This window comes from Sphingosinicella sp. (assembly GCF_041916975.1).
Lineage (GTDB): Bacteria > Pseudomonadota > Alphaproteobacteria > Sphingomonadales > Sphingomonadaceae > Sphingosinicella.
Genome location: NZ_JAYRYK010000001.1, coordinates 3,418,595 through 3,432,154, shown reverse-complemented (window position 1 = coordinate 3,432,154; position 13,560 = coordinate 3,418,595). Strand labels below are relative to the sequence as shown.

The 13,560-nt window shown below is 62.6% G+C and carries 13 protein-coding genes; 5 read left to right on the top strand and 8 right to left on the bottom strand.

Going from position 1 to position 13,560, the window contains the following annotated elements:
- Positions 1-51: 51 nt before the first annotated feature.
- Positions 52-1,428 carry an NAD(P)/FAD-dependent oxidoreductase gene (locus ACE3TJ_RS16210; protein ID WP_374597976.1) on the bottom strand — a complete coding sequence of 459 codons (1,377 nt, stop codon included), beginning with the start codon at positions 1,426-1,428 and terminating at the stop codon, positions 52-54.
- On the bottom strand, positions 1,428-1,709 hold the full coding sequence (locus ACE3TJ_RS16205; RefSeq protein ID WP_374597974.1) for a hypothetical protein: 282 nt from the start codon (positions 1,707-1,709) through the stop codon (positions 1,428-1,430). Before ACE3TJ_RS16205 ends, ACE3TJ_RS16210 begins: the two co-directional genes overlap by 1 nt.
- A 188-nt stretch (positions 1,710-1,897) precedes the next feature.
- On the opposite strand from ACE3TJ_RS16205, the gene ACE3TJ_RS16200 reads away from it, so the two are divergent.
- Positions 1,898-2,695, top strand: a complete 798-nt coding sequence (locus ACE3TJ_RS16200) for a LuxR C-terminal-related transcriptional regulator (protein ID WP_374597972.1) — start codon at positions 1,898-1,900, stop codon at positions 2,693-2,695.
- Between the two features lie 49 nt (positions 2,696-2,744).
- Positions 2,745-3,974 carry a multidrug effflux MFS transporter gene (locus ACE3TJ_RS16195; protein ID WP_374597970.1) on the top strand — a complete coding sequence of 410 codons (1,230 nt, stop codon included), beginning with the start codon at positions 2,745-2,747 and terminating at the stop codon, positions 3,972-3,974.
- Here ACE3TJ_RS16195 and ACE3TJ_RS16190 read toward each other — a convergent pair.
- From ACE3TJ_RS16190 to ACE3TJ_RS16170, 5 genes are all read right to left on the bottom strand, one after another.
- Positions 3,971-5,158 carry a hypothetical protein gene (locus ACE3TJ_RS16190; protein ID WP_374597968.1) on the bottom strand — a complete coding sequence of 396 codons (1,188 nt, stop codon included), beginning with the start codon at positions 5,156-5,158 and terminating at the stop codon, positions 3,971-3,973. The two genes, ACE3TJ_RS16195 and ACE3TJ_RS16190, sit on opposite strands and share 4 nt — an antisense overlap.
- Entirely contained in the window at positions 5,155-6,336 is a 1,182-nt protein-coding gene (locus ACE3TJ_RS16185) for an SRPBCC family protein (RefSeq protein ID WP_374597965.1), read from the bottom strand. Before ACE3TJ_RS16185 ends, ACE3TJ_RS16190 begins: the two co-directional genes overlap by 4 nt.
- A 20-nt stretch (positions 6,337-6,356) precedes the next feature.
- Positions 6,357-7,421 (bottom strand): Rieske 2Fe-2S domain-containing protein, encoded by a 1,065-nt coding sequence (locus ACE3TJ_RS16180; protein WP_374597963.1) that lies wholly within the window; start codon positions 7,419-7,421, stop codon positions 6,357-6,359.
- 98 nt (positions 7,422-7,519) lie between these two features.
- Complete coding sequence (locus ACE3TJ_RS16175; protein WP_374597961.1) at positions 7,520-8,269, bottom strand: SDR family NAD(P)-dependent oxidoreductase; 750 nt, start codon at positions 8,267-8,269, stop codon at positions 7,520-7,522.
- Positions 8,270-8,299: 30 nt separating this feature from the next.
- Positions 8,300-8,803, bottom strand: a complete 504-nt coding sequence (locus ACE3TJ_RS16170; RefSeq protein WP_374597959.1) for a nuclear transport factor 2 family protein — start codon at positions 8,801-8,803, stop codon at positions 8,300-8,302.
- On the opposite strand from ACE3TJ_RS16170, the gene ACE3TJ_RS16165 reads away from it, so the two are divergent.
- Positions 8,787-10,127, top strand: a complete 1,341-nt coding sequence (locus ACE3TJ_RS16165; RefSeq protein WP_374597957.1) for an MFS transporter — start codon at positions 8,787-8,789, stop codon at positions 10,125-10,127. The two genes, ACE3TJ_RS16170 and ACE3TJ_RS16165, sit on opposite strands and share 17 nt — an antisense overlap.
- An 8-nt stretch (positions 10,128-10,135) precedes the next feature.
- Here the strand turns inward: ACE3TJ_RS16165 and ACE3TJ_RS16160 are convergent, their stop codons facing one another.
- On the bottom strand, positions 10,136-10,480 hold the full coding sequence (locus tag ACE3TJ_RS16160) for an NIPSNAP family protein (RefSeq protein ID WP_374597955.1): 345 nt from the start codon (positions 10,478-10,480) through the stop codon (positions 10,136-10,138).
- A 159-nt stretch (positions 10,481-10,639) separates the two neighbouring features.
- On the opposite strand from ACE3TJ_RS16160, the gene ACE3TJ_RS16155 reads away from it, so the two are divergent.
- Positions 10,640-12,043, top strand: a complete 1,404-nt coding sequence (locus ACE3TJ_RS16155; protein ID WP_374597953.1) for an APC family permease — start codon at positions 10,640-10,642, stop codon at positions 12,041-12,043.
- A gap of 111 nt (positions 12,044-12,154) precedes the next feature.
- Positions 12,155-13,543 (top strand): aminotransferase class III-fold pyridoxal phosphate-dependent enzyme, encoded by a 1,389-nt coding sequence (locus ACE3TJ_RS16150; RefSeq protein ID WP_374597952.1) that lies wholly within the window; start codon positions 12,155-12,157, stop codon positions 13,541-13,543.
- Positions 13,544-13,560: the final 17 nt, after the last annotated feature.

Below are 13,560 nucleotides of genomic sequence, written 5' to 3'. Positions count from 1 at the left end.
AGCGGCGCAAGGCATATCCATACCCGTGACAGGTGACCGTTTTCGGCGCCGTCAGTGTGTCAGGCGAAGAGCGGAACCATCGAAGAAGCGGGCATGGCGGAATGGCGTGGGGTCGAGCGTCGGCGGCGCGCCGGTGATAATATCCGCCATCAGCTTGCCAAGTGCCGGCGACCATGTGAGGCCGTAGGAACAGCCGGTGACAAGGTAGAAGCCGGGCAGACTCCCCACCGCAGAGGCGATCGGCATGTTATCGGGAGTCGCAGCGATCACGCCTGCCCAGCACTCGGCCACGCGAGCGGCCTCGAACGCCGGGAAAGCCCGGCAGTTAAGCTTGAGGGACATTTCCGACACGGCGCGGTCCGGGACCGGAACCAGTGCCCGCTCCCGCTCCATGGGCGAAACATCATTTGCACCCCACCGGCGCGACCGGCGCCAATCTGCGAAGCAATCGGCCCCGAGCGATAGCGAAACATTCTTCCATTCGGACATCATGGCCGGAATGAAACGCGAAAACAGCTGGATGCAATCGCGGGTCAGGGGCACCTTCTGGCCACGGAGACGTCCGAGCGAATAGCCGCCGTCGATCTGCCTGCGCCACGCCCAGCTTTCTTGGCCGCCACAGCCTACCGGCCCGTCCGGCAGCGGCTCGGTGCGGCCCATCGTCATGTGGAAGAACAGCTGCGGCACGTCGATACCATGATTGCCGCAGAACAAACGCGACCACGCATTTCCCGCGAACAGCACCTGCGGCGCCCGAACCCGTCCGCGCTCGGTAACGACGCCCGCGACCCGCCCTCCGGCGATATCGAGCGTGCGAACCGCGCAGCCGGTCATGATGACCGCCCCGGCGCGGCGCGCGGCCCCGGCGACCAAGGACGCGGCAAGTTGCGGCTCCGCGCAGCCATCGCTCGGCGCGAGAATCCCTCCCGCCCAATCCCCGACCCCACCGGGAAAGCGCGCGCGAACCCCGGCAGCCGTCAGCAATTGCGTGTCGGGCGCTCCGGCGCCTTTCACGGAAGCGAGCCAGTCCGCGTAGAAATCCATCTCCTCGCGATTTTCCGCAAAGTAGAACAGACCATCCTGACGGAATCCGGTCTCCCCCACATCGGCATGAACGTCCCGCCAGAGGCGTTTGCTTTCCGCCGAAAGCGGCATCTTTACGGGATCGAGCAACAGCTCGGACACCCAGCCGAAGGCGCGACCCGATGCTTCGCAAGCGATCTCCGCCTTTTCGCATAGCAATACCCTGACACCGCGCCGGGCGAGGAAATAGGCGCTCATCACGCCGTTCAGGCCTCCGCCGACGACAATCACGTCCACTTCCGCCGGAAGCTCCGCATCGCCAGCAAACGCCGCGGCACGCATCACGCCGAAAGCCGTCTTGCGGGAGCTCGGCAGCGCGATAAGCGGCGCGCCGAAAGCCGCCACTAGTCGTTGACTTCGCAGATGGTGATCTCTTCGCGGCCCACCACGAACCCGGATGCTTCCACGAAAGGGCGCTTTTCCGGATCGTAGACGAAATCATGCACCATGCGCGGGTGCGCGGTTTTCACGCCGTAGAGCGCGGCCTGTTCACCCTGCACGGGATAGCGGAACACATCCTCTATCCCCGCAGCGGCGCGCGCCGGTTTGTCTGCATCGAAACACGATTCCCAATGTGCATAGGGTAGGCAAAGCCGCACTTTCACCACAACGAGATATATCTGCATTCCCACCCACCTTGAAGCTGACCCGGTAGCGCAGGCTGAAGCACGGCACGGCAAAAAGCCATACCCTCCCACCATGACAGGTTCGATCAGCGCCTGTCGCCCGGCGAAGGTATTGGCCGGTGGCTGTTATTTCGGGCACGTTTGGTTTTGGGAACGAACACCATCCCTTCGCGCGGAAGGAAGCCGAGATGAACGCCGTGCCCTCCAGCGCCGCATGGCGGGCGCTGGCGTCCCTGATCGATGTCCTTGGCAGGGACACCTTCGAACGCGCGCTTTACGACTGGGTGGCGAGCATCGGACCCGTATCCGTACTGTTCGCCATCGAAATCTTCGACGACGGGCTGCCGGGACGTGTGCTCGTCACCGAGGGCGGCAACGAAAGCCTGACGGCGCGCGCGCGGCGGATCTCCCGCGAATATGCCGAGGAGGATCACGTGACCGACGCCGTGTTCATTGCACACCGCGTCGAACAAGGGGGAAACGAACTCGTCCTCCAGAACCGCGAGGACAGGGACGTGGATTTCCGACTGAAATACTTTGATTCGGTGGGCGCCCCGCAGGAACTGTCGCTCTTCAGCCACGCAGGAGGAAGCACGCTCTATCTCGGTGCCTCCTCGTTCCCAACCGGCTACGGAGCGGACGACATTGCCCGGTTCCGGCTCGCCCTGCCTCTCGCCCTCAGCCTCGTGAGGCGGCACGCCGCACTGGTCTGGGGACGACCTGAAGGTGTTGAAGCGAGCACCGCCAACCGGGAACAGACGATTTACCGCCTGCTCGCCGAGCACCAACCGGGGCTTACCCGCCGCGAAGCCGAGGTTTGCGCCGCGATCGTGATGGGATACCGCGCCGAGGCGATCGCGGGGCGGCTCGGCATATCGCCCAACACCGTCACCACGCACCGCAAACGCGCTTACGCGAAGCTGCACATCTCCAGCCAGACCGAATTGTTCGGCATCCTGTTCGCCGGGTGGTCGGATCGCAACTAACCTTTCAAGGGTAGGGCGGCGACAGCGCCGCTTTGGCATCGTCACCGCCATGGACGCCTCCTGCCATTCTCATCGCGCATCGTCATCACGGGCTCTCCGACGCCCTGCCATCGTGCTGCTCGGTATGCTGACTGCACTCGATGCCATGGCCATCGACAGCTATCTGCCTGCCCTGCCGGCGATCGCCCGCGACATGGATGCAAGTGTTGTGGAAGCGCAGGTCACGCTCTCCATCTTCCTGATCGGCCTGGCAGCGGGACAGGCGCTCTGGGGACCGATCAGCGACCGCTTCGGCCGTCGCGGGCCGATCCTTGCCGGGCTTGCCGTGTATTGCCTGGGTTCACTTGGCGGTATGATGGCGCCATCAATGGAACTGCTCATTGCGGCGCGCTTCCTGCAGGCGATCGGCGCCTCCGCCGGGCTCGTGCTCGCGCGGGCCATTATCAGCGATCTGTGGGATCCCGACGCCGCGGCGCGCCTGTATTCGATCATGATGCAGGTTCTCGGCGTCACGGCGCTCGTGTCACCGCTTTTGGGCGGCGCGCTTCTGCTCGTCAGCGGCTGGCGGCTGATCTTCCTGTTCCTTTTTGTGGCCGGATTGGCGACCATGGCGTGGAGCTATGCAGGAATCCCCGAAAGCCTGCCGCCGGAGCGGAGACAGCGCGCACAAGGCATTTTCTCCGGCTACGGCAAACTGTTTCGGCAACCGGTCTTCCTGTTGGCGACAATCGCGGCAGCGTTCGGCACGGCAACGATGTTCGCGACGCTTTCCGGCAGTTCGTTCCTGTTCATCGACCAGTACGGCTGGAGCAGCACGGAGTTCTCGATCCTTTACGCATCAAGCTCCGTTGCCTTCATCGGTGTCTGCCAGATCAATAACTGGATGCTGCCGAAGCTCGGCGACGAAGCCTTGCTGAAGATCGGCATGGCGCTGCAATTCCTGATCACGGCTGCGATGATGGCCAGCCTATTTGCAGGCGTCGCCGGAGCGATGGTGTTCGCCGTGCTGTGGGTATTGCTGATGGCCAATCTCGGCATCTTGCTCGGCAACGCCGTATCGCTTGCCATGCGACACGCGCCCGAGGGTTTCGCAGGAACGGCATCGGCGTTTCTCGGCGTCTTGCAGTTCAGCGTCAGCGCACTTGCAAGCCCGCTGGCGGGCGCATCCGCCGACCTCGCCCTGTCCTTCGCGGGAACGGCATTTGGCTGCGCCGGCGTTGCTTTGCTGGCAACGCTTCTCGCGCTTCGCAGTGGATCAAAAGCGGAGATGCTCCGCTAGAGACGCGGCCGCACGATCGCTCCAAGCGTCCCTTCGACGTGAACAGCAAGCGCGTCGCGGCCCGTCGCTTCGATCACCCCGCTGTCGAGTTCACCAAGATAGCCGCCGGCTTCCACCTCCACACCATGCGCCGGCGTTGCCACCATCCGGCCTTTCACGAGCCCCTCGCCCGCGTCGCCTGCGGTGAACAGCCCCGAACGAACCTGCAACCGTTCCAGGCGGTTCACCACCTGAACGCCGGTCGCCGCGCGGCCGTGGGTGCGGATTGTATCGGCAACAAAGCTGCCGGTCGGACCGTAGATGCAGCAGGCCCGCGCACCGTCGCCGAAGGTTTCGAGCGTACCGGTGATTTTGCAAGTACCCAGGTCGCCGGCATTGACGAAACCGACCGCGCTCGGTCCGAACGAACGGACGTTGCCGTCCACCGTCCATAGCCCCAGCCTCGCCCACGTATCGATCGGCACGGCATTCGCACCACGCGTGGATACGTCGCCGATCGTGCCTACCTCGTCGCCTTCCACGCCGAACAGGAAGAAGATGCCGCCCGACACCGTTTGCGTAGTGCCTTCAGGCAGACCGGAATCGGAATGGACATCTCCGGTTTCGAAGCGTTCCAGCACCACCTTCCCGCGCCCGGTTTCCCCCTGCCCCGCCACGAACAGGCCGGTACCGCGAACCGGCTTTCCGGCATCCCCGATCCGCAGGCCCCGCGCGTCCACGGCGATCGTGGTATCCGTTTCCGAACGATTCCAGATGGTGAGTGCGCCCTGCTGCACCTCGACACCGTTTCCGAAAGGGCGGGGCAGGCAGGCAGAGGCATCAGCATCGGAAACGAAGAGGTTTCGCAGATAAAGCACCGTGTCACCGTTCGCGGCCGTGAAAACGAGATGCACGATCCCTTCGCAGTGCAGGTCCGCGAGCGCGATCCGCCCGCACGCCGCATCAGCAGCGATGCGGAGCGCGCAACACTCCGCTGGGCAAAGCAGCGCAAGACCAGAGATCGTGTTGTTCGCGGTCAGCACAATACCGTCCGCCGCGAATGCAAGACCGGCGGTATCGCCATCGCCCACGATCACCTGGCCGGGTTGCAGCGAGAACGACGGCAGACCTTCAACACGGCCGGAAACTTTGATGACAGGCGCCCCAGAGGCCAGTGCAGCCAGAAAGGCCACCACGTCCGTCATTCGCAGTATCGCTCCGCCATCCAGCTATGGAACTGGTGAACCGAACGCTCCATCCAGGAGTAATGTCCCTGTTCGGCGAAACGCGAACGCTGTCCCTTCCGCACCGTCGCGCAGGCGTGCTCATCCTCGTTCCAGGTCGGGATCAGCAGTTCGGTCAGATGATCCCGTTCCTTCTCGAAATCGGGACGGTTGAACGTTTCTTCCCTGACCAGCACGTCCCAACGCGCGGTCAGGCTGTCGACGCCGTGCGGGTTCATATCGAGCACGACCCAGCAGGACGGATCAATGAGCGCGTGGAACAGCGGAAAAATGTTTACCACGATGAAGGCCGTGCGATGTTTTTCTGGCAGGCCGGGAATGGAATCCCATTCGGTGGGGATGTCCTTGCCGTCCTTCGATGGCAGCCAGAACAGGTTGTAGGGGCCATCCACCTCTTCGTAGACGCCCTTTCGCGCCGGCGCCCACGGTTCGAACGTGGTCGGATGGACGAACGGCTGGTGGTAGGCCTCCGTGAAGTTGTCGAGCGTCGCCTTCCAGTTTCCCGGCCACGCCTTCTCACGCATTGTCGAACATTTCAGGTTTGTCAGGCCGAAGGGCTCGATCGCCTTGTCCAGCGTCTTCAGTTGCGGCGATAGCGGCGCAGCGGCGTTGTCGAAATTGATGAAGATGAAGCCCTGCCAGACATCGACGCCGAAGCGCGGCAGCGCCCACACGGACGGATCGAAACCTTCCTGCATGAACGGCGCCGCCGCCAGCGTTCCATCGAGACGATAGCGCCAGGCGTGATAGGGGCAGGTGAAGCCGCGCTTGCCGCAATTCCCCTGCCCCTCCGCAACCGGATAGCCGCGATGGCGGCACACCGAGGAAAAGGCACGAATCTCATTGTCGAAATCACGCACGATCAGCGCCGTTTCGCCAAAGCGCGTATAGGTGAAGTAGTCGCCGGGATTGGGGATCTGGTCGGCACGGCCGGCGGGCAGCCAGCTGTGCATCATCACCTTTTCAACCTCGAAGGCATAGAAATCCGGGTCCGTGTAGGCCTTGGGCGGCAAGACCTGCGCGGTTTCAAGCGGTCTGCGTACCGCCTCGAAAGCAGTTTGCGGAATATTTCCCGGAAATAGACGGCTCCCCGCTTCCGCAGATTGTCGATAAGTATCGAGCTTAAGAATGGCGGCCATCAGCGTCCTCTTTCGTTTGATCAGTTCGCCGAAACGCTACGCAACAGTGCGTCCGATCCGGCGTCCCCGCGTCCCAGCCCCAATTCGACGAGCCGGTGCCGATAGGCGTGTGAGATGTTATCCGCTTGAAGATGTAGCTCGTGATACGAGTTGAGCGGCAGATCGGGCTGCATCAGATTTTCAAGAACAGCGATATCCTCCAGATTGACAGCATCTAGTCCCTCGATCAGCTGACGGTGATTCTCATCAACATCTCGCGTATCCTTCATGAACTGGAAAACCCGGCACTTGTAGGCGCTGATCGGCGCAACAACTTCATAAAGCTTCATTGAATGGCCGGTTTTGTCGTTGATGGTGAAGTCGATCGCGAACGGCAGAATAATACGATAGATATACTCGCACTGCCTTTCGTCGCCACCGAATGGACGTTCTACGTAGTAAGCGTGCAGAGCGACGCCATCGTCGTGTTGAACGACCCTACCGGGTACGACTCGCGTAGCTTCATCATTGCCAAGCGTCGCCGAATGGACCACCGGCAGATGGCCGAGGTCAACGAAATTTTCCACCTGACGCGCGGCGGACACTGGCCAGTCCCGGGTCTTGATAAAGCAGATACCTGACCCATCATCCGGGATCCCGGAAAGATAGGGCATGTCGGCCTTTTCACCCTCCGATAGATTTGTCCAGATCAGCCCATAGCGTTCCCGAACGGGAAAGGTACGAAGGCGGTAGCTTTCCGGGATACGTGCGCCATTGCCGACCGCCGGGATATGCGTACAGCGGCCCTCCCCGTCGAATGCCAGGGCATGATAAATACAAACGATATGGCCCTCTGTCAGTCTACCGGCGCTTAGTCGTATGTGCCTGTGAGGGCAGCTGTCGAGGGCAACAGCAAGGCCAGTACTGCTGCGATAGATGACCAAATCGACATCCAGCAGGCGAGCCGCGACCGGATCGGGGCCGACATCTCTGCTCTCTGCCACGGGATACCAGTATTGACTGAGAATCTCCCAATCGTTGGGCGCAATACGAGAAGCTGCGGGCCGAAGGTCCACGGAGGGGCAGGACTGGGGATGCAGGAACACTCGGCTACTCCCGAACCGCAAGAGATGTTCCCAAATTACTGGCGGAATTCTTCAGTACAATGCCCTGGAAAGGGTACATAACCGCCCCAATGCGTTCATCACACCAAGAAACGACCGCCGTCCACAACGATCCTTGCACCCGTCGTGGCCCGCAGGTGGGTGATGCACGCCATCACCGCACGCGCGACGTCTTCGGGCTCGACGACCCGCTTCAGTGGCGTCGCCTGCGCGACTTTTTCGAGTTGTTCCCGCCCCCGGCCCGGCAGGAAATCCGTGGCGACGGCGCCCGGCGAAACGCAGAGTACGCGAATCTCCGGGCCGAGCGCGCGCGCCAGCGACAGCGTCATCGTGTCGAGCGCGCCCTTGGATGCGCAATAGCCGACACTGCTGCCCGATCCCGTGAAGCCGGATATCGACGAAATATTGACGACGACCCCGTCCCCGTTCGCCTTCAATGCCTCGGCGAACGCCCGGATCGTGGCGAATGGCCCACGCACGTTGCTGATCAGGATGCGATCGAAAAGATCATCGGGCAGGCCTTCGAGATCGGCGTGCGGAACCGGCTTCGTTGTGCCGGCGGCGTTGACGAGAATGTCCGTGCGTTTGTGGCGATGCAGAACCTCGGACGCCGCCGCGCGTACCGAAGCGCCACTGTCCACCTCGATGCGAAAGAGGGAATGGCCGCCGCCGGAAAGCGTTTGGGCGAGCGCCTCCGCCTTTTCGTGGCTGCGATTATAGCCGATCGCGACAACAGCGCCCGCGTCCGCGAGCATCCTTACGGTCGCGGCGCCGATGCCGCCGCTGCCGCCGACCACGACCGCGACCTTGCCAGCCAGTTCACCCGTCAAGATCGCCTCCCCTCTCCAGGCGCCGCACGTTCAATCCGCCCAGCCGTCTTGGGCAAAGAAATCCACTTTGGCCCGCCAACCGTCGCTGGTCAGAACCCAGCAGACGACGTAGCGCCCGATGACGTCCACTCCGTCCCTGGTGGTGAGAAAGGCCCGGCCGATCTCTGTCGCGACCGTGTCCGAAGCGACCAGCTCCACGGTTTCCAGCCGGATTTTCGGCGCGTCCGCGAACATGCCGACAAACATCGCTTTCAACGACGCGCGGCCACGCACCGGGGGCGCCCCTCCGGGCGGCAAAGCCATCGGTCCATGGCTGTCCCCAGCGAAATACGCCTCGACCAGCGCATTGGCATCGGCGGCACCGTAGGCGGTTTCGAAACGGCGCGAACGCTCTGCAATGGCTTCGGCAACCGAAACAGCTGGCGACATAGGAATTCCCTCTTTCAAGGCTGCTGCGAACCGGTACGAAGCTAGGGTGCAACGATCCAGCACGCGATACCCTTCAAGCGTGACCGTGATGCAGGCATCCGCCACAGCGTCACCCAACACGGTGACCTTGCCCGACCCTGCACTCTGGCATCATGTCAGCATGGGAGCCGGCATCGCGCCGGAATGTTGGGCGGGGAAACGCGAAGTGCAGCACGACACATCAAGCGCAGGTTTGCAGAACAGCGGGCGGATTTTCATCGCAGCAGCGGGCGCAGCCTGCGTCGCGAACGCCAGTTGGTGGATGCAGCCGCTTTTGATGCACGAACTCGCAGATACACGGCAGCTCGGCGAGTTCGGCGGCGGCATGGTACTTTCCGCCGAAATGGCGGCGATGGCGCTTGCCGCGGTCGTCGCGGCACGGCTCATGATCGGCGCTCGCATCGCTACGCTTGCGGTTTGCGGCATCCTTCTCGCCGTTGGCGGCAGCGCGCTTGCCATCATCGCAGACACTTATGCGACATTGATGCTGGCGCGCGGCGCGGCCGGCGCCGGAGCCGGCCTCGGCCTGATGATGATGAACGCCGCAGCCGCGATGTTTCCGGATCCCGACCGCGCCTTTGCACGCCTTTCGGTGGTGAACATCATTTATGGAATGGCCATTGTGGCCGCAATGCCGCTGGCAACACGACTTTACGCCGGTTTCACCCCGTTCTGGATGGTATTTCTGGCGCTGCTGGCCACGATACCGTTCGTAGCCATGCTGCCCCGCTCGCTGCGGGTCAAGGCGCCGACCAGCACCGCGCAGAATGGCACGGACCGTTTCGATCCGGTGACGGCACGCCGCATCGCGCTCTTGTGCGCGATCACATTTCTGATCGGGTGCGTCAGCGGCATGATGTGGGTGTTTTATGCGCTCATCGGCCAAAAAGCCGGGCTTTCGATCGGAGCAATCGACATGGCGATATCAGTGGCGATTTTCGGTGCGCTGTGCGCAGCGGGCCTCGCATCGCTGATCGGCGGCAGATTCGGCCGCGCTGTTCCGGTCGGGATCGGCCTTACGGTGCTAGCCGCTGCCGTGGCCATACTTGTAAGCGAACCGAATGAATTGGGCTTCCGGCTCGGCACCATCGGCAATGTCTCGGCGATCTACTTCCTGACGCCCTATCTCTTCGGCGCGGCAGCCGCGCTGGATTCGAGCGGACGCGGCGCGGTTTACGTGGGGAGCGCCTTCTATCTCACGGGTGCGGTGGGACCGGGGCTCGGCGGCCTCCTTGCCGTTACGGTCGGCATGGAGGTGATGAGCGTGGTTGCGATCCTTATCGGCATCGTGTCCTTCTTCATCCTGTGGCGCATCGAACTCGCCATCCGCAGCGAGAGAGACGGAGACGCGCACGAGACGCCTTCCGCATTGTTGCACGCGAAGGATTGAAACGAAGCCTACGCCCCGGCGACAGCGATCATGCGTGCGAGCGTATCGGCAAAGAAGGGCGCCGGTTTCAGGATCCGCGTGCGCTGCTCGACGATCAGCGGACGAACCTCCTGCCAGTAAGCCTGGAAATCCGCATCCGCCCGCATACGCGCACGGTTTTCCTCGCGCGCATCCAGGCTTTCATGCGCCCACAGGTGAACCACCTCGTTGAGATCGCCGATCTCGCTGGCGTAGTAGCCCAGCATCAGTTTCAGATAGCGCCGCTGAGGCACCAACCCTTTGTTCTCGTAAAGCCCGAAATACGCCGGAATGCAGCCCGGTTTCAGACGATAGACGCGTTCTTCCACAAACATCGTACGCCTCCCTTGCGGCGGAATGCCGAATATGCGTTCAACTGACGCAAATTTCGGAACTTCCGCGTCACCGCATCAGGTGACACGGCGATTTCGGGGACTGCGATAATTAGCCCTTGCAGACGAAAAGGGTGCGCAAAGCGGGAGGGGATTAACGATATGGAGAGCGCCGGACCGAAAGCCGCTGCCGAAGGTGGACTAGGAGAAGGACGGCTCGGCGCACTCGCCATCACCTTCTTCGTCGTGTCCGCGGCGGGGCCGCTCGTTGCCATGGCGGGCGGTATTCCAATCACCATGCTGTTCGGGAACGGCGCCGGCATTCCGATCGTGTTCGCGGTGCTCACCGTTCTGCTCATGCTGTTTGCTGTCGGTTATACGGCCATGGCGCGGCGATACCGGAATGCCGGCGCCTTTTACGCGCTGGTTCAAGCCGGCCTCGGCCTGCGCATGGGCGGCGCGACGGGCATGATCGCCCTGCTCAGCTACAACGGTATGCAAATCGGCCTCTACGGCCTGTTCGGCGTCGCCGCCGACGCTCTCGTGCAGAGCCTGTTTGGCTATGTCTTGCCCTGGTGGGGCTATTCGTTATCGGCGCTCCTGCTGATCGGCGTGCTTGGCTATCGGCAGATCGACCTTTCAGTAAGGTTGCTCGGCCTGCTTTGCGCGGGCGAATATCTCGTGGTCCTTGCGCTCGATTTCGCGATCATATCGCAGGGCGGCGACCAGGGCCTGTCGTTGCAGCCGTTTTCCAGCGACACGATCCTGTCGGGATCGCCGATGATCGGACTGATGCTGGGCTTCGCGGCATTCATAGGGTTCGAGGCCACCACCATCTATAGTGAAGAGGCGCGCGATCCCGAGCGATCGATTCCCCTCGCGACCTATGCTTCGCTGCTGGTGATCGGCATCTTTTATACGGTTTCGACATGGGCACTGGTGATGGCGCTCGGCACGGGGAACGTGGCTGGGATCCTGCAATCCGCAGCGGATCCCACTGAGCTGCTTTTCGATGTTGCCGGGCGCTATGCCGGGGCCCCACTCGTCACCACGATGCGCATCCTGTTCGTCACGAGCATCTTTGCCGCCATGCTCGCATTCCACAATGCGCTTGCCCGCTATGCCTTTGCTCTGGGGCGCGACGGCATTTTGCCCGGCTTCTTCGGCCGCAGCCATCCGCGCCATCGCAGCCCTCATAGAGGGTCCATTGCCCAGACCCTGCTCGCGATAACAGCCATCATCCTGTTCGCCACCGGTGGTGCTGATCCCATCCTTGTGGTCTTCACCTTGCCGACCGCCCTCGGCACGCTCGGCATATTGCTGATGATGGTGTTGGCTGCGGCGGCAATTATCGTGTTTTTCATGCGTGAACGCGATTTTCCGGCGGCGCGAGCGCTTCCGGCCGCACTGTCGTTTCTTGGGCTGCTGGGAATCACCGTGCTGGCGGCAACCCGCTTCGATGTGCTGACAGGTGCCCAAGATGGATATGCTGCGGCCCTTCCATACCTGCTCGTGATGACCGCTGCAGTCGGTGCGGTGATCGCTCGGCCCGCCGCGCACGGCTGAACGGAATCCGCCCGTTCATGTCGCCCTTTGGGGGTAGAGCAACAACACCGGCATGACGGCTAGGTAGAAGGAGAGTGCAAACCTCACGGAACAGTTGAGCGGGAGAGCCTGATGAGCGCGTTGGAGAACATGCAAGCCGTCCTAGCGGATGCGAACTGGCTCAAGCAGGAAGTCGGCCATCACATGTTCCACCCGATGGCCGATCCTAAGGACACGGTTGCCAACCCGCCCCCCATCATCGCACGCGGCGACGGCGCGTATGTCACCGATCTCGACGGGCGCCGGATGCTGGATTGTCAGGGCGGTCTGTGGTGCGTCAACGCGGGCTATGGCCGCGACGAGATCGTCGATGCGATCACCGCTCAGCTCAAAGAACTGCCTTATTACAACCTGTTCCCCGGCGCCGCCAACGCGCCCGCGATACGGCTGGCGGCCAAGCTGTGCGAACTGACCGAGCATGAAGACATGGCGCGCGTGCTGTTCAGCTCCGGCGGATCGGACGCGACCGAGACGGCTTTCAAGATGGCACGGCAGTATTGGAAGCTGGTGGGGGAGCCGGAGCGGGTGAAGTTCATCTCGCTACGAGGCGGCTATCACGGCCTGCATTTCGGTGGCATGTCCGCCTGCGGCGGCGATGCTTGGCGGCGCAGCTACGAACCGCTGGTGCCCGGCTTTTTCAACGTCGAATCGCCGAACCTCTATCGCCCGCCGTTCGAAGGCGTCGATCCGGAAACGCTCGCCGATATGTGCGCGCACCTGCTCGAACGGGAAATCCAGTTCCAGGTGCCCGATACAGTAGCAGCCGTGATCGCCGAACCCATTCAGGGTGCGGGTGGTGTCAACGTACCGCCTGCCAATTACTGGCCGAAGCTGCGCGAGATTTGTGACCGCTACGGCGTGCTGCTGATCGCCGACGAGGTGATCACCGGACTCGGCCGCTCGGGCGAACTGTTCGGCGTGCGCAACTGGGGCGTGAAGCCCGACATCATGTGCATGGCAAAGGGCATCACGTCCGGTTACATCCCGCTCGGTGCAACTCTGCTCAACGAGCGCGTCGCAAGCGCCTGGGAGGCCGAAGGGCCGCGGTCGGTCGTCATGCACGGCTATACCTACAGCGGCCACCCGGTCGGCTGCGCTGCAGGCCTTGCCGCCATCGATCTCGTTATCCAGGAAAACCTTACGGCCAACGCGGCAGACGTCGGCGCGCACCTTCTGGCAGGGCTGCGCAGCCTCATGGATCGGCACGAGGCGATCGGCGACGTTCGCGGCAAGGGGCTGATGATCGCGGTGGAACTCGTCAAGGACCGAGCAACGAAGGAGCCGTTTACGCCGCTCGACAGCTACCCCGGCAAGGTGTCCGACGCCTGCCTCGCGAACGGTGTGATGCTACGGACGATCGTGAATAAGTTCATCATTTCGCCGCCGCTCATTCTGACGAAGGAACAGGCCGATACCATCGTGGCGGTTCTGGACCACGCGCTGGCATCAACGCCGCGCTGATCCGGGTGCTCCGCAAC

Bases quoted from the DNA above. Each gene is read 5' to 3' on its own strand.
- ACE3TJ_RS16155 (WP_374597953.1), top strand. From the start codon at position 10,640: ATGGAGAGCGCCGGACCGAAAGCCGCTGCCGAAGGTGGACTAGGAGAA.
- ACE3TJ_RS16185 (WP_374597965.1), bottom strand. From the start codon at position 6,336: ATGGCCGCCATTCTTAAGCTCGATACTTATCGACAATCTGCGGAAGCG.
- ACE3TJ_RS16195 (WP_374597970.1), top strand. From the start codon at position 2,745: ATGGACGCCTCCTGCCATTCTCATCGCGCATCGTCATCACGGGCTCTC.
- ACE3TJ_RS16200 (WP_374597972.1), top strand. From the start codon at position 1,898: ATGAACGCCGTGCCCTCCAGCGCCGCATGGCGGGCGCTGGCGTCCCTG.
- ACE3TJ_RS16160 (WP_374597955.1), bottom strand. From the start codon at position 10,480: ATGTTTGTGGAAGAACGCGTCTATCGTCTGAAACCGGGCTGCATTCCG.
- ACE3TJ_RS16150 (WP_374597952.1), top strand. From the start codon at position 12,155: ATGAGCGCGTTGGAGAACATGCAAGCCGTCCTAGCGGATGCGAACTGG.
- ACE3TJ_RS16190 (WP_374597968.1), bottom strand. From the start codon at position 5,158: ATGACGGACGTGGTGGCCTTTCTGGCTGCACTGGCCTCTGGGGCGCCT.
- ACE3TJ_RS16165 (WP_374597957.1), top strand. From the start codon at position 8,787: ATGCAGGCATCCGCCACAGCGTCACCCAACACGGTGACCTTGCCCGAC.
- ACE3TJ_RS16205 (WP_374597974.1), bottom strand. From the start codon at position 1,709: ATGCAGATATATCTCGTTGTGGTGAAAGTGCGGCTTTGCCTACCCTAT.